Raw genomic sequence first — 21,345 nt, 5'->3', positions numbered from 1 at the left:
CTGCGGGACGGGAGCAGCACGTACCCACCCGACCCGCGCCTCCTGCACCACCCGAAAGGAACACATGAAGAAGCGCACCATCGCCGCATCGATCGCCCTCGGCACCACCGCCGTCCTCGGACTGGCCGCCTGCTCGCCTCCCGGCAGCGGCTCGTCGGCCGAGGGCGAGACCCTCGACAACGGCGACCAGGCCGTCGTCGACCTCGCCGTGTTCAACGGCTGGGACGAGGGCATCGCGGCCTCGTGGCTGTGGAAGACCGTCCTCGAGGACGAGGGCTACACGGTCAACCTCCAGCCGGCCGACGTGGCCCCCGTCTACAGCGGGCTCACCACCGACGACTACGACGTCGTGCTCGACACCTGGTTGCCGACCACCCACGCCTCGTACATCGAGCAGTACGGCGACGACCTGACCGATCTCGGCGCCTGGAACGACGGCGCCAAGCTCGCGGTCGCCGTGAACGAGGACGCCCCGATCGACTCGCTCGACGAGCTGGCGGCCAACGCGGACCTGTTCGGCGGCAAGATCGTCGGCATCGAACCGGGTGCAGGCCTCACGGCCGCCGTCCAGGACGAGACCATCCCCACCTACGGCCTGAGCGACCTGCAGCTGCAGACCTCGTCGACCGCCGCCATGCTGACCGAGCTCAAGAGCGCGACCGACGCGGGCGAGAACATCGCGGTGACGCTGTGGAGCCCGCACTGGGCCTACGACGCGTTCCCCATCAAGGACCTCGCCGACCCCGAGGGCACCCTGGGCGACGCCGAGGGCATCCACTCGTTCGGCGGCAAGAGCTTCACGGCGGACTTCCCGCAGCTGACCGAGTGGCTGCAGGGCTTCGAGATGGACACCGAGACCCTGTCCTCGCTCGAGAACGCCATGTTCAACGGTGACGAGGTCGACGGCGACGACTACGCCCCCGTCGTCGAGAAGTGGATCTCCGAGAACCAGGACTACGTCGACGGCCTCACCAGCTGATCCGATCCGCCTGGGACGTCGCCCCGGCCGAGCCCCGCTCGCCCGGGGCGTCGTCGTACCGGGCGCCCGGCGGGGTTCCGGGGCGGGGCCCGGTGGGTGGGTGACGGAGCCGGGTGAAACCACAGCCGGACGACACCCGACGCACAGCGAACCCCGAGGTCACACCCCGGGAGGCGCGGGTAGCGTCGTCGACGGACGTCACCGAGACGTCGTCGCACCACCCGCACGAGCACCACGAGAGGCACCACCCGTGAGCACCACCGCACCGACCGACGTCCTGAGGAGAATGGCCCGCGTCATCACGCGCACCGTCTCGTCCGACCTCGTCCAGGTGTCGACCCCGGACCGCGTGCTCGGCCACGTCCGAGCCGAGCAGGGCGCCTTCGTCGCGCTGCGCGGCGCCGACCCCCGCTGGGGCGAGGTCGTCGGGCGGTACCCCTCCGAGGGGCTCGCCCTCGAGGCCCTGCGGCAGCGCAAGCGTTCGATCTGAACCGCCGCCGGGCCCGCCCGTCCGTGCGGCGCCACCGATAGGGCGCAGCGGGCGCTCGGGGGCTAGACGCCGACGCCCGCGAAGAACGACGTGAGCTGGCGCGTGATGCGGTCGCGCGCCTCCTCGTCCGAGATCGTGGCCGAACCGTCTCCGGACTGCTCGCCGTAGCTGCCGAACTGTGCGTGGTTCGACCCGTCGATCTCGACCACCGACGCGCTGCCCGGCAGCATGTCGCGGTAGGTCGCGATCTTCGCCGGGGTGCTGAGGCCGTCCTCGGACCCGCCGAGGCTGAGGACGGCGAGCTCGTCGTCGTCCGAGAGGTCGGTCGTCGCGCAGTACGAGCCGAGGAGCACCAGGGCGTCCACCGACCTGTCGTCGGCGGCGTACTGACAGGCACGCACCCCGCCGAGCGAGTGACCGCCCACCGCCCACGCGTCGACCTCGGGGGCGAGGTCGGTGAAGGTCGACAGCGGGCGGGGGTCCAGGATGCCGAACCCGAGCGTGGGTCGTTCGACGACGACGGTGACGCCGGTGGCGACGAGACCCGCGAAGGTCTGCTCGTAGGCCTGCGGGTCGACCCGGGCACCGGCGACGAACACGAGACCCTGGCCGGTGGCGGCCGTCTCGGTCGGTCGCATCACGACCGTGTCGGGTCTGCTCGTCACCTCGACCCGTTCGTCGGCGGACACCGAGGCGAGCGAGGACGCCGTCGCCGACATCGGCGTCTTGGCCCAGACGAAGAACCCCGTGGCGGCGAGCACGACCACGGCGAACAGTCCGAGGGCCACGCCCTTGAGCACGCGTCGTCGCCGGGAGGCGTGACGCCGGGGAGGAGAGGGCGGGGCGGACTCGTGACGGGAAGCTGTGGATCGTCTCACCGTTCCATCGTCCCAGGGGCCAGCCGGGACGGAGCCGTGCGTCATGCGACAGGCTCGGGGGATGCCCTGGATACAACTCGTCATCTCGCTCGTCGCCGCCGTCGTCCTCACCTTCGTCGTCTCGGCCGTCGTCGGCCTGGTCGTCGGCGTGGTCGCCAAGCGCAAGGAGTGGGCGCAGGCCTTCGTGACGCGCATGCGCCGCCCCTTCCGCGCCACGCTGCTCGTCGTGCTGCTCGTCGTCGCGCTGACCACGTCGTTCGACGCCCTGCTCCCCGCCGACTACCCGGGGGAGGGGTGGGTGTCACAGGCCTTCCGCTGCGCCGTCATCGTCGTCGTCGCCTGGTTCGTGGGTGCCCTCGCGATCTTCTTCGAGGACCTCGGCCTGTCGCGCTACCGGGTCGACACCCCCGACAACCGGGTGGCGCGTCGGGTCCGCACCCAGGTGCTCATCCTCCGACGGCTGACCGTGGCCCTGATCGTGATCCTGGCCGCGGGCACCGTGCTGCTCGGGTTCCCGGGGGTCGAGGCGGTCGGTGCGAGCGTCCTCGCGAGTGCGGGGCTGGTCTCGGTCGTCGCGGGCCTCGCGGCGCAGTCGACCCTGGCGAACGTCTTCGCGGGCATCCAACTGGCCTTCAGCGACGCCATCCGCATCGACGACGTCGTCGTGGTCGAAGGGCAGTGGGGCCTGATCGAGGAGATCACCCTGTCGTACGTCGTCGTCCACGTCTGGGACGACCGGCGTCTCGTGCTGCCGTCCACCTACTTCACGACCACGCCGTTCGAGAACTGGACGCGGCGCAACAGCGAGCTGCTCGGAGCGGTCGAGTTCGACCTGGACTGGCGGGTCGACCCGGGGGCCATGCGGAAGGAGCTCGACGTGATCCTCGCGGGGACGGACCTCTGGGACGGACGCACCAAGGTGCTCCAGGTCACCGACGCCCAGGCCGGCTACGTGCGGGTGAGGGTGCTCGTCACGGCCAAGGACGCACCGACCCTGTTCGACCTGCGCTGCCTCGTCCGAGAGGACCTGATCGCCTGGCTGCACGCGAAGAGCCCGCAGTCGATCCCGCGGACGCGGGTGCAGATGGTCGAGGCCGAACCGGCGCCGAAGGGACGGGCCCACCGGTCGACGTCGGAGGCCTCCGCCCTGTTCAGCGGCGACAACGCCGACTCCGAACGCACGGCGCTCTTCACGGCGGCCATCCCGATCCACGACGTCGCCGAGTACCAGGCCTCGCTCGGCGCCGAGGCGGAACACGACCCGCACGTCGCGGGACGACCCGGTGGCCTGCCGACCGGCCGTCCCGACGGCGATCCGGCCGGGCCGACGCCCGGCGTCGACGGGCGTCGCTGACGCGACCACACGGACGAGGAGGCGCGCCCCGCCAGAGCGGGACGCGCCTCCTCGGTGTCTCGGCAGACGTCAGTCGTCGTCGTTCGCGGCCTCGATGACGTTGCCCACGGCGATCGCGGTCGACGCCGCCCAGCTGATCGCCATGAGGGCGAGGCGCCAGTCACGAGGGCCGGCGCTCAGGCTCTTGAGGAGGCTGATGCCGGAGAAGATCGCGCTGATGATCGCGCCGTTGAAGAGGAATTTGCGCACGGTGGGGCTCCCAGGGGTCGTTTCGACCACGGTACCGCGTGACGTGGCACGAGTCTGGGTGGGGGTAGGTTGAGCTGCCCGGCGTCCCGTGCCGGTGCGTCCTGCGGTCGAAGGAGAATGCCGTGCGCACTGCCCTGCTCGGAGGCGTGTTCGTGTCGCTCGGCCTCGTGGCCGTGTTCACCGGCGTCCTGACCGGTGACGAACTGCTCGCGCTCGTCGAACGGGTCGCGCCCGTGCTCGGCTTCGTCGTCGGCCTGACGATCGTCGCGGAGCTCGCGGCGGAGGCCGGACTCTTCTCGTGGCTGGCGTCCGCCTCGGCCCGGCTGGCCGGAGGGCGGGTGCTCGTGCTGTGGCTCCTGGTCGTGGCGCTCGCGGTGCTCTGCACGGTGTTCCTCTCGCTCGACACGACGGCGGTGCTGCTCACGCCGGTGGTCGTGATCGTGGCCCGGCACGCCGGCCTGCCGCCGATGCCGTTCGCGCTGACGACGGTGTGGCTCGCGAACTGCGCCTCGATGCTGTTGCCGGTCTCGAACCTCACCAACCTGCTCGCGCTGCACGAGCTCGGATCACCGGCCCCGGTGCAGTTCGCCGCCTTGGTCGCACCGGCCGCCGTGGTGGGCGTCGTCGTCCCCGTCGTGGCCATCGGACTGCGCTACCGCCGTCAGCTGGTCGGCCGGTTCGAGGCGCCGGCGTCCGAGCCCGTGGCCGATCGCGTGCTCTTCGGCGTCGCCGCGGTCGCGACGGGGCTGCTCGTGCCGGCCCTGGTCTCGGGCGTCGAGGTCTGGATCCCCGCCGCCGTCGCGGCGCTCGTGCTCGTCGTCACCACGGCCGTCCGCCGCCGCGGCGTCCTCCGACTCGGGCTGGTGCCGTGGGGCACGCTGCTCTTCGCCGGCGGGCTGTTCCTCGTCGTCGAGGCCGCTCACTCGCTCGGCCTGGCGGACCTGCTCGGAGCCGTCGTGGGCACCGGCGACCAATTGCCCGACCTGCTGCGACTGGCGGGCGGCAGCGCGGTGGCCGCGAACGTGGCCAACAACCTCCCGGCCTACCTCGCCCTCGAGCCGGTGGCCGGGTCGCCGCTGCGGCTCGTCGCCGTGCTCGTCGGGGTCAACATCGGCTGCCTCGTGACGCCGTGGGCCTCGCTCGCCACGCTGCTCTGGCACTCGCGCTTGTCGTCGATGGGCGTCGAGGTCGCGTGGGGGCGGTTCGTGCTCGCCGGCCTCGGGGTGGCGGCGGTCGCCGTGCCGCTCGCGGTCGTCGCGACGGTGCTGTTCGTCTGAGGGTCCCGGGCGCTCGGGCCCGACGCGGGTGCGGTCGCGAGGTGACGGCGCGCGAAGGCGAGCGTCCGCCGGAGCTGGCCGAGCCGCGCCTCCTCGTCCCCGTCGGTGTGCACCTCGGCGGCGACGGTGCCGGCCCACCCCGACCGGGCCAGGTGGGTGAGCACCTCGGCGACCGGCTGCGTGCCGAGACCCGGCACCCGGTGCTGGTCGTGCAGCCCGCCGGGGCGGGACGAGACGACGCCGTCGGTCAGGTGGACGTGGCGCAACCTCGGCCCGAGCGCCAGGGCGAGGTCGAGAGCGTCGCGCCCGGCGACGGCGGCGTGCGAGAAGTCGAGGGTGGCCGCCTCCACGTCGAGGGACGAGGGGTCGTGTCCCGGGCGGTAGGGGTCGAACCCGGCCGGCCCGAACCTCACGGGGAACATGTTCTCGACGGCGAGGGTGACGCCCGTCTCGGTCGCGATCTCGCGGACGACGTCGACGAACCGCGCCGCGTAGGACCGCTGCCAGACGAACGGCGGATGGACGACGACGGTCGTGGCGCCCAGCTCGCGGGCCAGTCCGGCCGAGCGCCGCAGCTTGTCGACCTGGTCACGACCGAAGGCGAAGTGCGCGACGGGCAGGACGGGGGCGTGCACCGAGAGCACGGGCAGGCCCCACCGGGCGGTCGCCGCGCGGATCAGCTCGGGGCGTCGGGTCGCCCGGTCGGCCGTCACCATCACCTCGACCCCGTCGAAGCCGATGAGCCGCGCGAGCCGGAAGGCCTCGTCGGTCGACAGCGGGAAGACGCAGGACGTGCTCATTCCGACCGTGATCACGCGGCCAGGCTACGACCGGGGCGTCTCGGCGGCGTCGACCCCGCGGTGAACAGTGCGGGAACGGCGGGCTACAGCCAGTCGCGGCGCTTGAACTGCCACCAGAGCAGGCCGCCGATCGCCACGATCAGCACGCACGAGGTGACGAAGCCGGCGGCGGACTGGAACCCCGGATACGGCACGTTCTGCCCATAGAACCCGGTGATCGCCGTGGGGACCGCGATGATGGCCGCCCAGCTCGTCACCTTCTTCATGATGAGGTTCATGCGGTTGGACTGCAGGTTGAGGTTCGTGTCGAGGATGGTCGAGACGAGGTCGCGCAGGGAGTCGTTCTGCTCGGCCACGCGCAGCACGTGGTCGTAGACGTCCTGGAAGTACGGGTGCATGGCGGAGTCGACCTCCTTCAGGTCGCGGCGCAGCAGCGTGTTCAGCACCTCGCGCATCGGCGACGCGACCCGGCGCAGCTGGACGAGGCTCTTCCGCAGGGCGAACGAGCGCTTCTGCACGTCGATGGTCCGGGGCGCGGGGTCGAAGAGGTCGTCGGCGATGCCCTCGATCTCGTCGTCCAGCGCATCCGTGGCGCCGAAGTGCCGGTCCACGACGCAGTCGAGCAGACCCCAGAGGAAGTACGAGACGCCGTGCGACGCCAGGTCGCGGTTCTGGTCGAAGGTCGCCTGCAGCCGGGTGACGTCGAACTCCGGATGGTGGATCGTCACGAGGGCGCGCTCCGTGATGAACGCCTTCACCTCGCTCGTGTCGAGCACGCCGCTGGCCCGGTCGAAGCGCACGTCGTAGAGAGCGGTGAACAGATGGTTGTCGTAACGGTCGACCTTGGGCCGCTGTCCGTCCTGCAGTGCGTCCTCGACGGCGAGCTCGTGCAGTCCGAGTTCGTCCTCGAGCGAGGCGAGGTCGCCGGCGGTCGGGTCGGTGAGGTCGATCCACACGTGGCAGCCGTCCGTCTCCAGGTGGTCGCTCACCTCGTGCAGCGGGAAGTCGTGGGCGATCAGCTCGCCCCCTCGGTAGGCGCGCGTGACGATGGTCGTGTCGGGACGGGCGCCGTCGTCGGCGGGGCCGCGGGGCCCCTCGGTGCGCGGGGGACGGGTGTCGGTCATGGGGCGCATGCTATTCCCGTGACCTCTTACACGAAGCAGCGTGCCGACGCCCCCGCCGGCTTCTTCGAGGCCGAGGCGGCCGGTCTCGCCTGGCTCGCCGAGGCCACGCCCCGAGGAGGCGCGCGCACGGTCGGCGTCCAGGCCGCGTCCCCGGGGCGCATCGACCTCGATCCCGTGCACGAGGTCCGTCCCACGGCGGAGGCCGCACGGGCCTTCGGCGAGGCCCTCGCGGTGACCCACGCGAGCGGCGCGGAGGCGTTCGGTGCGCCTCCTCGGGGGTGGGCGGGGCCGTGCTTCATCGGCAGCCGTCCGATGACGGTGCGACCGAAGGCGACCTGGGGGGTCTTCTACGCCGAGCAGCGGGTCCTGCCCTACGCCCGCGTCGCCGTCCGGGCGGGCGGTCTCGACCGGGCGGGCCTCGAGGTCGTCGAGCGAGCCTGCCGCCTCGTCGCCGAGGGTGCGTTCGACGACGACCTGCCCCCGGCCCGCCTCCACGGGGACCTGTGGGCCGGCAACGTGCTCTTCGACGCCGGGGGAGTCGTGCTCATCGACCCGGCCGCCCACGGCGGTCATCCCGAGACCGACCTGGCGATGCTGGCCCTGTTCGGCTGCCCGCACCTCGAGGACGTGCTGGCGGGCTACGAGGCGCGCTCGCCACTGGGCGAGGGGTGGCGGGGTCGCGTGCCGCTGCACCAGCTCCACCCGTTGGCCGTGCACGCCGCCGGACACGGGCCGAGCTACGGGTCGTCCCTCGTGCGGGCCGCCGAGGCGACCCTGCGCCTCGTCTGACGATCGTCCGGGTGGGGTACGCCGGTCGCCAGGAGCCGTCTGGGGCACCGCTGATAATCTGGCCGTCCCGCGTTCGTGCGGGCGATGCGACAGGAGCCGACCCACCCCATGCCCGACACCCCCGAACGTTACGGCTTCGTCGTCGTCTCCAACCGCCTCCCCGTCGACCGGGTCATCGCCGACGACGGGTCGGCGTCGTGGCAGCACTCGCCCGGGGGTCTCGTCACCGCCCTCGAACCCGTCATGAAGGCCAACGACGGGGCGTGGGTGGGCTGGGCGGGCCAACCCGACCTCGAGTTCGAGCCCTTCGAGTCCGACGGCATCGAGATCGTCCCCGTGCCGCTCAGCGCCGACGAGGTGCAGCGCTACTACGAGGGCTTCAGCAACGACACGCTCTGGCCGCTCTACCACGACGTCATCGCCGCCCCGACCTACCACCGGGTCTGGTGGGAGTCCTACGTGCAGGTCAACCAGCGGTTCGCCGACCGCGCGGCCGAGATCACCGAAGAGGGCGGCACCATCTGGGTGCAGGACTACCAGCTGCAGCTCGTGCCGAAGATGCTGCGCGAGGCCCGGCCCGACGTCACCATCGGGTTCTTCAACCACATCCCGTTCCCGCCGCTCGGCATCTTCTCGCAGCTGCCCTGGCGGCAGCAGATCGTCGAGGGCCTGCTCGGTGCCGACGTCATCGGCTTCCAGCGGGCGGACGACGCGTCGAACTTCTCCCGCGCCGTCCGCCACCTGCTCGGGTACTCGACGACGCGCCCCTACATCGAGGTCCCGGTCGACGACGAGTCCGCGCCGGTCTCGCGCCGGGGCACGAAGGTCCGCCGGGTGCTGGCGAAGCACTTCCCGATCTCGATCGACGCCGCCAGCTACGAAGAGCTCGCCGCGCGCCCCGACGTGCAGGCCAGGGCCCGCGAGATCCGCGAGGGCCTCGGCAACCCCAAGACGATCATGCTCGGCGTCGACCGTCTCGACTACACGAAGGGCATCCGGCACCGCATGAAGGCGTTCGGCGAGTTGCTCGCCGACGGTCGGCTCAGCGTCGAGGACGCCACGCTCGTGCAGGTCGCGAGCCCGAGCCGTGAGCGGGTCGAGACCTACAAGCTGCTGCGCGACGAGATCGAGCTCACCGTCGGCCGCGTGAACGGCGACTACGGCACCATGAGCCACACGGCCATCAGCTACCACCACCACGGCTACCCGCGCGAAGAGATGGTGGCGTTGTACCTCGCCGCCGACATCATGCTGGTCACGGCCCTCCGCGACGGCATGAACCTGGTCGCGAAAGAGTACGTGGCGGTGCGGCGCGACAACGACGGCGTGCTCGTGCTGAGCGAGTTCGCCGGCGCGGCCGACGAGCTCAAGAGCGCCCTGCTGATCAACCCGCACGACATCGGCGGCCTCAAGAACACCATCATGCGCGCCGTCGAGATGCCCAAGCGTGACCGCACCACCCGCATGCGGGCCCTGCGCCGTCGCGTCCTCGAGAACGACGTGGCCAAGTGGTCGGCGTCCTTCCTGCAGGCCCTCGAGAACGTACGACCCGGGCAGCAGATCACGCCTGCCCCGGCCTCGGCGACGACGGACGGTGACGTCTCGTGACCGGTTCCGACCCCCTGGCCCTGAGCGACGCGCTCGGTCGTCTCGCGACGACCCCGCGCCTCCTCGTCGCGCTCGACTTCGACGGCACCCTGGCGCCCGAGGTCGACGCGCCCCTGCGGGCCCGGGCGTTGCCCGCGGCCATGGACGCGATCATGCGCCTGTCGGCACTCGACCAGACCACCGTCGCCCTCGTGTCCGGGCGCGACCTCGCCTCGTTGATCGAGGTCAGCCAGACCCCCGACGAGGTGCTGTTGGTCGGCTCGCACGGCATCGAGGTGCGGGTCGACGGTCACGAGACCTCGTTGAGCGACGACGAGAAGGCCGGCCGTGCGCGCTTGTCCGACGCCGTCCACGGTGTGGCCGAGGGGCGTGAGGGCGTCTTCGTCGAAGAGAAACCCGCAGGCCTCGCCCTGCACACGCGGCTCGCGGACGCCGCGACCACCGAGGCCGTCCACGCGGCGGCCCGCGAGGCCGTCGAGGCGCTCGGCGGCATGCACGAGCGCGTCGGCAAGAACGTCCTCGAGTTCGCCGTCCGGGCGACCGGCAAGAACGATGGCATCGACCGGCTCCGGGAGGCCGTCCAGGCCACGGGCGTCCTCTACGCCGGGGACGACGTCACCGACGAGGACGGCTTCCGGGCACTCGGCGAGGGCGACCTGTCGATCAAGGTCGGCCCGGGCGAGACGGGGGCGATGCATCGCGTCGCCGACCCCGCCGCCGTGGCGGACCTGCTCGTCGAACTGGCCGGCCTGCGTGGGCATCTCGGTCATGCCTGAGAGCGCATGCCTTGAACGGGTGTGATGGCCGGGTCTGAGCATTCCCAGGTGACTGCAAGGTAGTCTGGACACTCCGCCGCGACTCCCCGCCGCCGCTCAGCCGAGCCGGTCCGACGAGGTCGCCAGCCGACGGAGGTCCTCGTGATCGTAGTCCTGACAGCGTTCGCCGTGGCGGCCGTCGTCGTGGCCTGCGTCGGCGGACGACTCGGCCGTTCGCTCTTCCTCTGGGCGTCCGTCGTCCCCTTCGCGGCCTTCGCCTTCACGGCCCTCCAGGGGCCCGCCGTGTTGTCGGGCGAGGTGCCCACCGAGGCCGTGCCGTGGATTCCCCAGCTCGCCATCTCGCTCACCCTCCGCATGGACGTCCTCGCCTGGGTCCTCGCGCTCGTCGTCACGGGCATCGGCGGCCTCGTGCTCGTCTACTGTGCGCGCTACTTCGAGCGGGACGAGGCCGGTCGGGCACGCTTCGCCGCCGTGCTGGTGGCCTTCGCCGGAGCGATGTACGGCCTCGTCACGAGCGACGACGTGTTCGTCCTGTTCGTCTTCTGGGAGGCCACGAGCGTCTTCTCGTACCTGTTGATCGGGCACTACACGGCGAAGCAGGCCAGCCGCGGGGCCGCGTTGCAGGCGCTCATCGTGACGACCGCGGGCGGGCTCGCGATGCTCGTCGGCCTCGTGATCCTCGCCGTCCAGGGCGGCACGAGCTCGTTGTCCCAGCTCGTCGAGCAGCCACCCACCGGGACGGTCGTCACGGTCGCCGTCGTGCTCGTACTCGTCGGGGCGCTGTCGAAGTCGGCACTCGTGCCGTTCCACTTCTGGCTCCCGGCCGCGATGGCGGCTCCGACGCCGGTCAGTGCCTACCTGCACGCCGCCGCGATGGTCAAGGCCGGCATCTACCTCGTCGCCCGTCTCGCCCCCGGCTACCACGATCAGCCCGGCTGGCAAGAGATCATCGTCACCGTCGGGGTGGTCACGATGGTCCTCGGCGGGTACCGCGCGCTCCGTCAGCACGACCTCAAGCTCGTCCTGGCCTACGGCACGGTGAGCCAACTCGGCTTCCTGACGATCGTGGTGGGGTTCGGCACCCGCGACGCAGCCCTCGCCGGGCTCGCCCTGCTGGTCGCCCACGCCCTGTTCAAGTCGACGCTCTTCCTCGTGGTGGGGGTCATCGACCACCGGGCGGGCACGCGAGACCTGCGCAAGCTCTGCGGGCTCGGTCGTCAGGCTCCCGTCCTCCTCGTGGTGACGCTCCTCGCCCTCGCCTCGATGGCAGGCGTGCCGCCGACCTTCGGCTTCGTCGCGAAGGAGGCCGTGCTCACGGCCCTCTACGACGACGCCGTGACCGGGTCGGCCTGGGGCGTCGTCGCCCTGGTCGGCGTCGTCGTCGGGTCGATCCTGACCACCGCCTACAGCCTGCGCTTCCTCTGGGGGGCCTTCGGTCGCAAGAAGGGCGTCGAGCCGGTCGACTTCGTCCGTGAGCACGTCGACTTCCTGGCGTCGCCGATCGTCCTGGCCGTCGCCGGCCTGGTGCTCGGCCTCGTCTCGTACCAGGTCGGTCCGGTCTTCGCTCGTTATGCCGACACGCTCCCCTCGGCCCCGGGCGAGCACGGCCCCTACTACCTGGCGCTCTGGCACGGTCTCGAGCCCGCCCTCGGCTTCACGGCGGTCTCGCTCGGGGTCGGGGCCCTCCTCTTCTGGCAGCGCGACCGGGTGTCGCAGGTGCAGAAGGCCGTCTCGTTCCTGCCCCGCGCCTCCGACGGGTACGTGCGGATCATGGCGACCATCGACCGGACGGCGTCGCGGACGACCGCCACGACGCAGCGCGGTTCGTTGCCCTTCTACCTCGCCACCATCCTCGTCGTGTTCATCGCCTCGTCGGTGGTGACGCTGGCGCTCAACAGCGACTGGCCGACCACCGCCGTGCTCTGGGACTACCCGGCGCAGCTGGCCATCGGCGGGTTGATGATCATCGGCGCCATCGCGTCGGCGCTCTCCAACAAGAGATTCCAGGCCGTCGTCCTGGTCGGGGTGACCGGCTACGGCATGGCCGCGCTCTTCGCGCTGCACGGGGCCCCCGACCTGGCCCTGACGCAGGCGCTGATCGAGACCATCACCCTCATCGCGTTCGTCCTCGTGCTGCGTCGGCTGCCGGCCCGTCTGGGCGAGCGAAACGGCCGCACCCACCGGGCGATCCGGGCCGTCATCGGCATCTCGGTCGGGTCCGTCATGGCCGCCATCGCCGTCGTCGCCCTCGGGGCACGCTCGATCCCCACGGTCTCGGGCGCCTTCCCCGACCTCGCCGTCGACGGCGGTCACGGCCGCAACGTCGTCAACGTGACGCTCGTCGACATCCGCGGATGGGACACCATGGGCGAGATCGCGGTCCTCATCGTCGCCGCGACCGGTGTCGCGAGCCTGGTCTTCCTGACCTCCCGCGCCGACGTCCTGCCCCGGCCCGAGCGGCGTACGCGTGCCCAGCGGTTCCTGGCACGGGTCCGGCCCGTGCGCGAGCCGGCGCCGGTCGTGCCCGTCGGCGGGGCGACGGCGCAGATCGGCGACAGCACCGAGGGCGACCGGCGCGCCTGGTTGTTGGCCGGGCGCAAACTCGCCCCGCAGAACCGGTCGATCCTGCTCGAGGTGGTCGTGCGCCTGATCTTCCACGCCATCATCGTCGTCTCGATCTACCTGCTCTTCGCCGGTCACAACCTGCCCGGTGGTGGCTTCGCCGGCGGTCTGGTGGCGGGTTTCGCGTTCGTGGCCCGGTACCTCGCGGGCGGTCGGTACGAACTCGGTGCGGCCGCGCCCCTCGATGCCGGCAAGCTCCTCGGGGCCGGTCTCCTGACGGTCGCCGCGACGGCACTCGTCCCGCTCTTCTTCGGCGTCGACGCCCTGACCTCGACCTGGGTCGAGGCCGAGGTGCCGCTGCTCGGCCACGTCGAGTTCGTCACGTCGACCTTCTTCGACGTCGGCGTCTACCTGGTCGTCGTCGGGCTCGTCCTCGACGTGCTCCGGAGCCTCGGAGCCGAGGTCGACCGTCAAGAAGAAGAGGACGCGTTCGGCCACGCGAGCGAGGTGTCCGAACCCGAAGAGGAGGCGCTCCCCGTGTCCGTCGCCGGTACGCCCCCGACCGAGCGGGGCCGCGCATGAGCGTCTCCCTCGTCCTGATCGTCGTCATGGCCGCGCTGTACGCCTGCGGCGTCTACCTGCTGCTCGAGCGCAGCATGACCCGTGTGCTGCTGGGCTTCCTGCTCGTCGGCAACGCCACGAACATCCTCATCCTCCTCATGTCCGGCCGTCGCGGCGCGGCCCCCGTGGTCGACGGTCAGGCCGATCCGGCCGACTTCGCCGACCCGCTGCCGCAGGCGTTCGTGCTGACGGCCATCGTCATCACCTTCGGCATCTCGGCCTTCATGCTCGCGTTGATCTACCGGTCGTGGCGGCTGGCCCAGGGCGACACCCTCGCGGACGACGCCGAAGACCTCGAGATCGGTCGTCGCGGCGTCCCGGCCGAAGAAGAGTCCGAACAGGGCGACGGTGACGACGAGGCGGGTGGCGACAGCGAGTTCGGCAGCCGTGCCGAAGCGGCCGTGCCGACGGACGACCGGCCGCTGCGCGACGACCGGCCCCACCACGACGAGAAAGGGCACCGAGCATGACCACCAGCTACCTCGTGCCGCTCGTCGTCCTCATCCCGCTGCTCGGAGCCGCGGCGGCGATGATCGCCGGTCGGCGGCCCCGGTCGCAGGCCGTGGTCTCGATCGTCGCCCTGGCGCTCGTCGTCGTCATCAGCCTGGTGCTGCTGGTGGTCGTCGACACGCAGGGAGCGATCGCCGTGCAGGTGGGTGGTTGGCAGGCGCCGTTCGGCATCACGCTCGTCGTCGACCGACTCGCGGCGCTCATGCTCAGCATCTCGTCGATCGTCCTGCTGGCGGTGTTCGTGTTCTCGGTCGGGCAGGGCCAGGCCGACGGTGACGGTGAGGCCCCGGTCTCGATCTACAACCCGACCTACCTCATCCTCGCCACGGGCGTGTTCAACGCCTTCATCGCGGGTGACCTCTTCAACCTCTACGTGGGCTTCGAGATCCTCCTGGTGGCCAGCTACGTGCTGATCACCCTCGGCGGCACCGAGCAGCGCATCCGGGCCGGCGTGGTCTACATCGTCGTCAGCCTGGTGTCGTCCGTCCTGTTCCTCGCCTCCATCGCGATGATCTACGGAGCGCTCGGCACGGTCAACATCGCCGACATCGCCCAGAAGATGGACACCATCCCGCCCGACGTGCAGACGATCATCCACGTCATGCTGCTCACGGCGTTCGGCATCAAGGCGGCGATCTTCCCGCTGTCGTTCTGGCTGCCCGACTCGTACCCGACCGCTCCCGCCCCCGTGACCGCCGTGTTCGCCGGCCTGCTGACCAAGGTGGGCGTCTACGCCATCATCCGCACCGAGACGGTGCTGTTCGTCGAGAGCAACGTCAACGTCTACCTGCTGATCATCGCGTTGCTGACGATGATCGTGGGCATCCTCGGGGCCGTGGCCCAGGCCGACATCAAGCGTCTGCTCTCGTTCACCCTGGTCAGCCACATCGGATACATGATCTTCGGCATCGCACTCGGGACCGTCGAGGGCCTGGCCGCCACGATCTACTACGTCGTGCACCACATCACGGTCCAGACCACGCTCTTCCTCGGGGCGGGCCTGATCGAACGGCGAGGCGGCACGGCGTCGATCACCCGCCTGGGCGGTCTCCTCAAGGCGGCACCGATCGTCGCCGTCCTCTTCTTCATCCCGGCCCTCAACCTGGGCGGCATCCCGCCGTTCTCCGGTTTCATCGGCAAGGTCGCGCTCTTCGAGGCCGGTGCCCGGCTCGACGATCCCCTCGTGTACGTCCTCATCGGAGCCGGGGCCCTCACGTCGCTGCTGACGCTCTACGCGCTCATGCGTGCCTGGAACCTCGCGTTCTGGCGCCCGAAGGCCGATGTCGACGACCACGAGTCGCCCTTCACCGAGCACCTCGAGGAGGCCCCGGGTCGGGTGGCCGTCCAGCGACGTCGCACCAACCCCCGCACCATGGTGGGCGCGACCGCGGGCATGGTGCTCGTCTCGCTCGCCCTGACCTTCGCCGCCGGCCCGCTCTACGGCGTCGCCGAACGTGCGGCCGGCCGGGTCTACGGCTCGAACGACTACGTGCAGACGGTCTTCCCGGGCGGTCAGGGAGAGACGACGTCCGACCCGTCGTCGCCCGAGCCCGAACCCGCCTCGGACTCCGCAGACGAGGGGAGCACCCCGTGACCGGCCGTCCCACCCGCGGCGAGGTCGGCCGCAGCCTCGCCCGGCAGCTCCCCCTGCTCGTCGGACTGGTCGTCCTCTGGATGGCCTTGTGGAACCAGTTCACCGTCCTGGCCTTCGTCACCGGCGTCGCCGTGGCGCTGCTCGTGACCCGGGTGTTCTTCCTGCCCCCGGTCGAACTGAGCGGCCGGTTCAACCTCTGGTACGCCGTGGTCTTCCTGGCGCACTTCGTGGTCGACCTGGTGCGCGCCTCCGTCATCGTCGCCTGGCAGGCCGTCCGACCTCGCGGCGTGACCTCGAACGCGATCGTCGCGGTGCAGCTGCACACGAGGTCGGACTTCATCATGACCCTCGTCGCCGAGGCGATCTCGCTCGTCCCCGGGTCGCTCGTGGTCGAGGCCGACCGCGAGCGGTCGATCCTCTACCTGCACGCCCTCGCGGTCGAGGACCTCGCCGGTGTCGAGGGCGTCCGCGACGGCGTCCTGGTCGTCGAGGCCCGCCTCGTCCGGGTGCTCGGCAGCGACGACGACCGCCGTCGCATCGCGGAGGGCACCCCGGCCGCGGCCGAGGTCCACGAAGCGGTCAGCCGTTCCTCGTCCCACGAAGGAGGTCCCTCGTGACCGTCGTCGCCTACGTCGTCGGAGCGCTCTTTGCGTTCGCCGGCCTCGCGTCGGTCATCCGCATCGTGCGGGGGCCGTCGATCCTCGACCGCATGATCGCGTCCGACATGCTGCTGACCACCCTGATCTGCGTCCTCGCCGCCGACATGGTCTTCAACGGCCACACCCGGACCATCCCGGTCATCCTCGCCCTCGCGCTGACGGCCGTCCTCGGCTCCATCACGGTCGCGCGCTACGTCTCAAAGCAGGATCCCTCGTGATCCCCGAGACGGTCTACGACGTGGCGGCCTCGGTCATGCTCATCGGCGGGGCACTGCTCTCGGTCGCGGCAGGCATCGGCCTCCTCAGGTTCCCCGACGCCCTGTCGCGCATGCACGCCGCGACCAAGCCGCAGATCTTCGGCCTCATCCTGGTCCTGGCGGCGATCGCGCTCGACCAGCACACCGTGGGGACGATCGCGTCCCTGCTCGTCGTCCTCGTCTTCCAGATGCTCACCGCACCCATCTCGGCGCACATGATCGGTCGGGCGGGGTACCGCAACGGCGACCTCCTGCGCGATCGGTTGGTCGTGGACGAACTCGACGACGCCGTGGCCCGGGCAGCCGGCGAGATCGCCGAGACGACCGAGGGCGACGTCGCCGATCTCGACGTGTCCGACCTGCCCGTCGGGTCGGCCGACGCGTTGGCCGTCGAGATGGACCGGGTCGGGGACTCGTCCGGGCTCGACGACAGCGAGGGTGACGACGACGCCCGCGACCACGAGGGTCGGCGGACGCGGTCGAGCGGAGACGCCGCGGGGGAGCCGGGCGAGCTCTGAGGCCGTCGGCGACGGTGGACGGCGCGAGCGCGGTCACGCCCTAAACTCGACCCATGCCAGAGAAGCCCACCCCGGACGGGATCGACATCAAACCGCGCAGCCGCGTCGTCACCGATGGCGTCGAGGCCACCACGTCGCGAGGCATGCTCCGTGCCGTCGGCATGGGCGACGAAGACTGGAGCAAGCCCCAGATCGGCATCGCCAGCAGCTGGAACGAGATCACCCCCTGCAACCTGTCGCTCGACCGTCTGGCCCAGGGTGCCAAGGAAGGCGTTCACGCCGGGGGAGGCTACCCGCTCCAGTTCGGCACCGTCTCGGTGTCCGACGGCATCTCGATGGGCCACGAGGGCATGCACTTCTCGCTGGTCTCACGCGAGGTGATCGCCGACAGCGTCGAGGTCGTCATGAACGCCGAGCGGCTCGACGGGTCGGTGTTGCTCGCCGGTTGCGACAAGTCGCTGCCCGGCATGCTGATGGCCGCCGCCCGGCTCGACCTCGCCAGCGTCTTCCTCTACGCCGGCAGCGTCGCCCCCGGTTGGGTCAAGCTCAGCGACGGCACCGAGAAGAACGTCACGATCATCGACTCGTTCGAGGCCGTGGGCGCCTACAAGGCCGGCAACATGAACGACGACGACCTGAAGGCGATCGAGTGCGCCATCGTGCCGGGCGAGGGTGCCTGTGGCGGGATGTACACGGCCAACACCATGGCCAGCGTCGCCGAGGCCCTCGGCATGAGCCTCCCCGGTTCGGCGGCCCCGCCGTCGGCCGACCGCCGCCGCGACTACTTCGCCCACCGCTCGGGCGAGGCCGTCGTCGAGATGCTCCGTCAGGGCATCACGACGCGCGACATCCTCACCAAGAAGGCGTTCGAGAACGCCATCGCCGTGGCCATGGCCTTCGGTGGCTCGACCAACGTCGTGTTGCACCTGCTCGCCATCGCGTACGAGGCCGAGGTCGACCTGACCATCGACGATTTCAACCGCATCGGCGACAAGGTGCCGCACATCGGCGACCTCAAGCCCTTCGGCAAGTACGTCATGAACGACGTCGACCGCATGGGTGGCGTCCCCGTCGTCATGAAGGCGCTGCTCGACGCGGGTCTGCTGCACGGCGACTGCCTCACCGTCACCGGCAAGACCGTCGCCGAGAACCTCGAGTCCATCAAGCCGAAGCCGCTCGACGGCGAGGTGCTGCGGACGCTCGACAACCCGATCCACGCGACCGGCGGCCTCACCGTCCTCAGCGGCTCGATGGCCCCCGAGGGCGCCGTCGTCAAGACGGCGGGCTTCGACGCGTCGGTGTTCGAGGGGCCGGCGAAGGTCTTCGAACGCGAACGTGGCGCCATGGACGCCCTCACCGAGGGGCGCATCGAGTCCGGCGACGTGGTTGTCATCCGCTACGAGGGCCCCAAGGGCGGCCCGGGCATGCGCGAGATGCTCGCCATCACCGCGGCCATCAAGGGCGCAGGGCTCGGCAAAGATGTACTACTGTTGACGGACGGACGATTTTCAGGCGGCACAACCGGCCTGTGCATCGGCCACATAGCACCCGAAGCGGTCGACTCCGGTCCGATCGCCTTCGTGCGCGATGGTGACTTGATTCGGGTCGACATCGCCGCTCGCTCGATCGACCTACTCGTCGACGCCGCAGAGCTGGAAGCCCGCCGAGACGGCTGGGCACCGCTTCCCCCGCGCTACACCCGCGGTGTCCTCGCGAAGTACGCACGCCAGGTCCGCTCTGCGGCCGAGGGCGCCGTCACCTACTGACGCGTCCCACCGCCGGCCGAGCCGTCGCGACGTCGCACCCCGTGCACGGCCGCGTCCCGCACCGTCACCATCGATCACCGACCACGAACAGGGAACCGGCACTGATGCCTGCAGAGTCCACCCCCACGCCCGGCACCGCGACGCGGACGGCCCGGCCGAGCGCCGGCGCGTCCGTCGGGGCGCCGACCGCGCCTCCCGTGCTGACCGGGTCGGGCGCCATCCTCAAGTCGCTCGAGCACCTGGGCGTGACCGACGTCTTCGGGTTGCCCGGCGGAGCCATCATCCCGTTCTACGACGAGTTGATGGCCTCGACGGCGATCCGACACATCCTGGTCCGCCACGAGCAGGGCGCCGGGCACGCCGCCGAGGGCTACGCCGCCGCGTCCGGTCGCGTCGGCGTCGCGATCGCGACGTCCGGCCCCGGCGCGACGAACCTCGTCACGGCGATCGCGGACGCCTACATGGACAGCATGCCGCTGCTGGCCATCACCGGGCAGGTCTTCTCGACCCTCATGGGCACCGACGCCTTCCAGGAGGCCGACATCGTCGGCATTACGATGCCGATCACGAAGCACTCGTTCCTGGTGACCAAGCCCGAGGACATCCCGGCGACGCTCGCCGCCGCGTACCAGATCGCGAGCACGGGGCGTCCCGGCCCGGTGCTCGTCGACATCACGAAGGACGCGCAGCAGAACAGCGCACCCTTCATCTGGCCGCCCGTCGTCGACCTGCCGGGCTACCGACCGGTGACGAGGGCGCACGGCAAGCAGATCACCGCCGCGGCCCAGATGATCGCCGACGCCAAGCAACCCGTCTTCTACGTCGGCGGCGGAGTGATCCGCGCCGGGGCGTCGGCCGAGCTCAAGGCCCTCGTCGAGCTCACCGGGGCTCCCGTCGTCACCACCCTGATGGCCCGCGGTGCGTTCCCCGACACCCACCCGCAACACCTCGGGATGCCCGGCATGCACGGCACGGTGCCGGCCGTGCTGGGACTCCAGGAGAGCGACCTCATCATCGCCCTCGGCGCGCGCTTCGACGACCGGGTGACCGGCAAGGCCGAGCTCTTCGCGCCCGGTGCCAAGGTCGTCCACGTCGACATCGACCCCGCCGAGATCTCGAAGATCCGCATCGCCGACGTGCCCATCGTGGGTGACGCCAAGGTCGTCATCCCCGACCTCACGAGCGCGTTCGCCGAGGTCACTGGTGGGGTCAAGCCCGACATCGCGGCGTGGTGGGAGCACCTCGAGGGTCTTCGCGAACAGTTCCCGCTCGGCTACACCCAGCCCGACGACGGCCTGCTGTCACCCCAGGCGATCATCCAGCGCATCGGGCAGCTCTCCGGCCCCGAGGCGATCTACGCCTCCGGCGTCGGCCAGCACCAGATGTGGGCGGCCCAGTTCATCGAGTACGAGCGCCCGCACGCCTGGCTCAACTCCGGAGGCGCGGGCACGATGGGCTATTCGGTCCCGGCCGCCATGGGGGCCAAGGTCGCCCAGCCCGACCGCGTGGTGTGGGCTATCGACGGCGACGGCTGCTTCCAGATGACCAACCAGGAGTTGGCCACCTGCGTCATCAACGACATCCCGATCAAGGTCGCGATCATCAACAACTCGTCGCTCGGCATGGTGCGGCAGTGGCAGACGCTCTTCTACGAGGGGCGCCACTCGTTCACCGACCTCAACACGGGTCACGAGACGCGCATGGTGCCGGACTTCGTCAAGCTCGCCGACGCCTACGGCGCCCTGGGCATCCGGGTCCGCACCGAGGACGAGGTCGACGCGGCCATCGAGCTCGCCCTCGCGACCAACGACCGCCCGGTCGTCATCGACTTCGTCGTCAGCCGCGACGCGATGGTTTGGCCGATGGTGCCGCAGGGGGTCTCGAACTCCGAGATCCAGCACGCCCGCGCCCTCGCTCCCGAGTGGGACGACGAGGCGCCGGGCACGAGCGCCTCCGACACCACCCGCGACGGCGACATGACCGGAGAACACGCATGAGCCACGTCCTGTCCCTGCTCGTCGAAGACAAGCCGGGTCTGCTGACCCGTGTCGCCGGTCTCTTCGCCCGGCGCGGCTTCAACATCGAGAGCCTCGCCGTCGGCAAGAGCGAGGTCGAGGGGCTGAGCCGCATCACGGTCGTCGTCGACGTCGAAGAACTGCCGCTCGAGCAGGTCACCAAGCAGCTGAACAAGCTCATCAACGTGATCAAGATCGTCGAGCTGGACTACTCGCAGTCCGTGCAGCGCGAGCACCTGCTGATCAAGGTGCGCGTCGACAACACGACCCGCTCGCAGGTGCTCGAGGCCGTCACCCTCTTCCGCGCCTCGGTGGTCGACGTGTCGACCGACGCCCTCGTCATCGAGGTCACGGGCGACACCGGCAAGACGACGGCGCTGCTCCGCGTGCTCGAGCCCTACGGCATCAAGGAGATCTCGCAGTCGGGCCTGTTGGCCATCGGCCGCGGCGCGAAGTCGATCACCGACCGCGTCTTCAAGAACTGAACCCGCGAGGGGTCGCGCACCGCGCCTCCTCGCC

At 70.7% G+C, this 21,345-nt stretch carries 19 protein-coding genes and 1 pseudogene; 16 read left to right on the top strand and 4 right to left on the bottom strand.

Translation table 11 applies throughout. From position 1 onward, the window contains the following. The first annotated feature begins 64 nt into the window (after positions 1 to 64). Together HQQ78_RS04165 and HQQ78_RS04160 are read left to right on the top strand one after the other, a co-directional pair. On the top strand, positions 65 to 979 hold the full coding sequence (locus tag HQQ78_RS04165) for a glycine betaine ABC transporter substrate-binding protein (RefSeq protein WP_173151146.1): 915 nt from the start codon (positions 65 to 67) through the stop codon (positions 977 to 979). Between the two features lie 250 nt (positions 980 to 1,229). Then, positions 1,230 to 1,469, top strand: a complete 240-nt coding sequence (locus HQQ78_RS04160; RefSeq protein ID WP_148053626.1) for a hypothetical protein — start codon at positions 1,230 to 1,232, stop codon at positions 1,467 to 1,469. A 62-nt stretch (positions 1,470 to 1,531) separates the two neighbouring features. On the opposite strand, the gene HQQ78_RS04155 is transcribed toward HQQ78_RS04160, so the two are convergent. Beyond that, positions 1,532 to 2,269 carry an alpha/beta hydrolase gene (locus HQQ78_RS04155; RefSeq protein WP_371740346.1) on the bottom strand — a complete coding sequence of 246 codons (738 nt, stop codon included), beginning with the start codon at positions 2,267 to 2,269 and terminating at the stop codon, positions 1,532 to 1,534. A 139-nt stretch (positions 2,270 to 2,408) separates the two neighbouring features. Here HQQ78_RS04155 and HQQ78_RS04150 point away from each other — a divergent pair, with 139 nt between their 5' ends. Beyond that, a complete protein-coding gene (locus tag HQQ78_RS04150) occupies positions 2,409 to 3,701 on the top strand; it encodes a mechanosensitive ion channel family protein (RefSeq protein WP_173151142.1) in 1,293 nt (430 codons plus the stop codon). A gap of 69 nt (positions 3,702 to 3,770) precedes the next feature. On the opposite strand, the gene HQQ78_RS04145 is transcribed toward HQQ78_RS04150, so the two are convergent. Then, complete coding sequence (locus HQQ78_RS04145; protein ID WP_043593989.1) at positions 3,771 to 3,950, bottom strand: hypothetical protein; 180 nt, start codon at positions 3,948 to 3,950, stop codon at positions 3,771 to 3,773. A gap of 122 nt (positions 3,951 to 4,072) precedes the next feature. On the opposite strand from HQQ78_RS04145, the gene HQQ78_RS04140 reads away from it, so the two are divergent. After that, positions 4,073 to 5,227 (top strand): SLC13 family permease, encoded by a 1,155-nt coding sequence (locus HQQ78_RS04140; RefSeq protein WP_173151140.1) that lies wholly within the window; start codon positions 4,073 to 4,075, stop codon positions 5,225 to 5,227. Between the two features lie 71 nt (positions 5,228 to 5,298). Here HQQ78_RS04140 and HQQ78_RS04135 read toward each other — a convergent pair. Continuing rightward, positions 5,299 to 6,027: pseudogene (locus HQQ78_RS04135) on the bottom strand (sugar phosphate isomerase/epimerase family protein); the annotation flags it as partial. 83 nt (positions 6,028 to 6,110) lie between these two features. Then, positions 6,111 to 7,151 carry a magnesium transporter CorA family protein gene (locus tag HQQ78_RS04130; protein WP_173151138.1) on the bottom strand — a complete coding sequence of 347 codons (1,041 nt, stop codon included), beginning with the start codon at positions 7,149 to 7,151 and terminating at the stop codon, positions 6,111 to 6,113. Between the two features lie 18 nt (positions 7,152 to 7,169). Here HQQ78_RS04130 and HQQ78_RS04125 point away from each other — a divergent pair, with 18 nt between their 5' ends. The 12 genes from HQQ78_RS04125 (at position 7,170) to ilvN (ending at position 21,311) form a co-directional block, all read left to right on the top strand. Then, entirely contained in the window at positions 7,170 to 7,940 is a 771-nt protein-coding gene (locus HQQ78_RS04125; protein ID WP_173151136.1) for a fructosamine kinase family protein, read from the top strand. Between the two features lie 108 nt (positions 7,941 to 8,048). Continuing rightward, complete coding sequence (gene otsA / locus HQQ78_RS04120) at positions 8,049 to 9,548, top strand: alpha,alpha-trehalose-phosphate synthase (UDP-forming) (protein WP_173151134.1); 1,500 nt, start codon at positions 8,049 to 8,051, stop codon at positions 9,546 to 9,548. Continuing rightward, entirely contained in the window at positions 9,545 to 10,324 is a 780-nt protein-coding gene (otsB, locus tag HQQ78_RS04115; protein ID WP_159826223.1) for a trehalose-phosphatase, read from the top strand. Before otsA ends, otsB begins: the two co-directional genes overlap by 4 nt. 141 nt (positions 10,325 to 10,465) lie before the next feature. Beyond that, positions 10,466 to 13,468: a Na+/H+ antiporter subunit A gene (locus HQQ78_RS04110; protein ID WP_173151132.1), complete on the top strand. Its 3,003-nt coding sequence runs from the start codon at positions 10,466 to 10,468 to the stop codon at positions 13,466 to 13,468. Next, complete coding sequence (locus HQQ78_RS04105; RefSeq protein ID WP_173151130.1) at positions 13,465 to 13,977, top strand: Na(+)/H(+) antiporter subunit C; 513 nt, start codon at positions 13,465 to 13,467, stop codon at positions 13,975 to 13,977. The genes HQQ78_RS04110 and HQQ78_RS04105 overlap by 4 nt, the downstream gene beginning before the upstream one ends. After that, positions 13,974 to 15,611 carry a Na+/H+ antiporter subunit D gene (locus HQQ78_RS04100; RefSeq protein WP_173151128.1) on the top strand — a complete coding sequence of 546 codons (1,638 nt, stop codon included), beginning with the start codon at positions 13,974 to 13,976 and terminating at the stop codon, positions 15,609 to 15,611. The genes HQQ78_RS04105 and HQQ78_RS04100 overlap by 4 nt, the downstream gene beginning before the upstream one ends. Beyond that, complete coding sequence (locus tag HQQ78_RS04095; RefSeq protein ID WP_056046254.1) at positions 15,608 to 16,228, top strand: Na+/H+ antiporter subunit E; 621 nt, start codon at positions 15,608 to 15,610, stop codon at positions 16,226 to 16,228. Before HQQ78_RS04100 ends, HQQ78_RS04095 begins: the two co-directional genes overlap by 4 nt. Further along, complete coding sequence (locus tag HQQ78_RS15745; protein ID WP_054145652.1) at positions 16,225 to 16,488, top strand: monovalent cation/H+ antiporter complex subunit F; 264 nt, start codon at positions 16,225 to 16,227, stop codon at positions 16,486 to 16,488. The genes HQQ78_RS04095 and HQQ78_RS15745 overlap by 4 nt, the downstream gene beginning before the upstream one ends. Next, positions 16,485 to 17,045: a monovalent cation/H(+) antiporter subunit G gene (gene mnhG / locus HQQ78_RS16310; RefSeq protein ID WP_371740345.1), complete on the top strand. Its 561-nt coding sequence runs from the start codon at positions 16,485 to 16,487 to the stop codon at positions 17,043 to 17,045. The genes HQQ78_RS15745 and mnhG overlap by 4 nt, the downstream gene beginning before the upstream one ends. A gap of 53 nt (positions 17,046 to 17,098) precedes the next feature. Then, a complete protein-coding gene (gene ilvD, locus HQQ78_RS04080) occupies positions 17,099 to 18,811 on the top strand; it encodes a dihydroxy-acid dehydratase (RefSeq protein WP_173151126.1) in 1,713 nt (570 codons plus the stop codon). 104 nt (positions 18,812 to 18,915) lie between these two features. Then, the gene (locus tag HQQ78_RS04075; protein ID WP_082460282.1) at positions 18,916 to 20,808 is read left to right on the top strand and encodes an acetolactate synthase large subunit; all 1,893 of its coding nucleotides are present in this window, start codon (positions 18,916 to 18,918) and stop codon (positions 20,806 to 20,808) included. Continuing rightward, positions 20,805 to 21,311: an acetolactate synthase small subunit gene (ilvN, locus tag HQQ78_RS04070; protein WP_043593980.1), complete on the top strand. Its 507-nt coding sequence runs from the start codon at positions 20,805 to 20,807 to the stop codon at positions 21,309 to 21,311. Before HQQ78_RS04075 ends, ilvN begins: the two co-directional genes overlap by 4 nt. Positions 21,312 to 21,345: the final 34 nt, after the last annotated feature.

It is taken from the genome of Frigoribacterium sp. VKM Ac-2859 (assembly GCF_013204925.1).
Classification (GTDB): domain Bacteria; phylum Actinomycetota; class Actinomycetes; order Actinomycetales; family Microbacteriaceae; genus Frigoribacterium.
The sequence above is the reverse complement of the archived record's forward strand: the minus strand, read 5'-3'. Positions and strand labels throughout refer to the sequence as shown.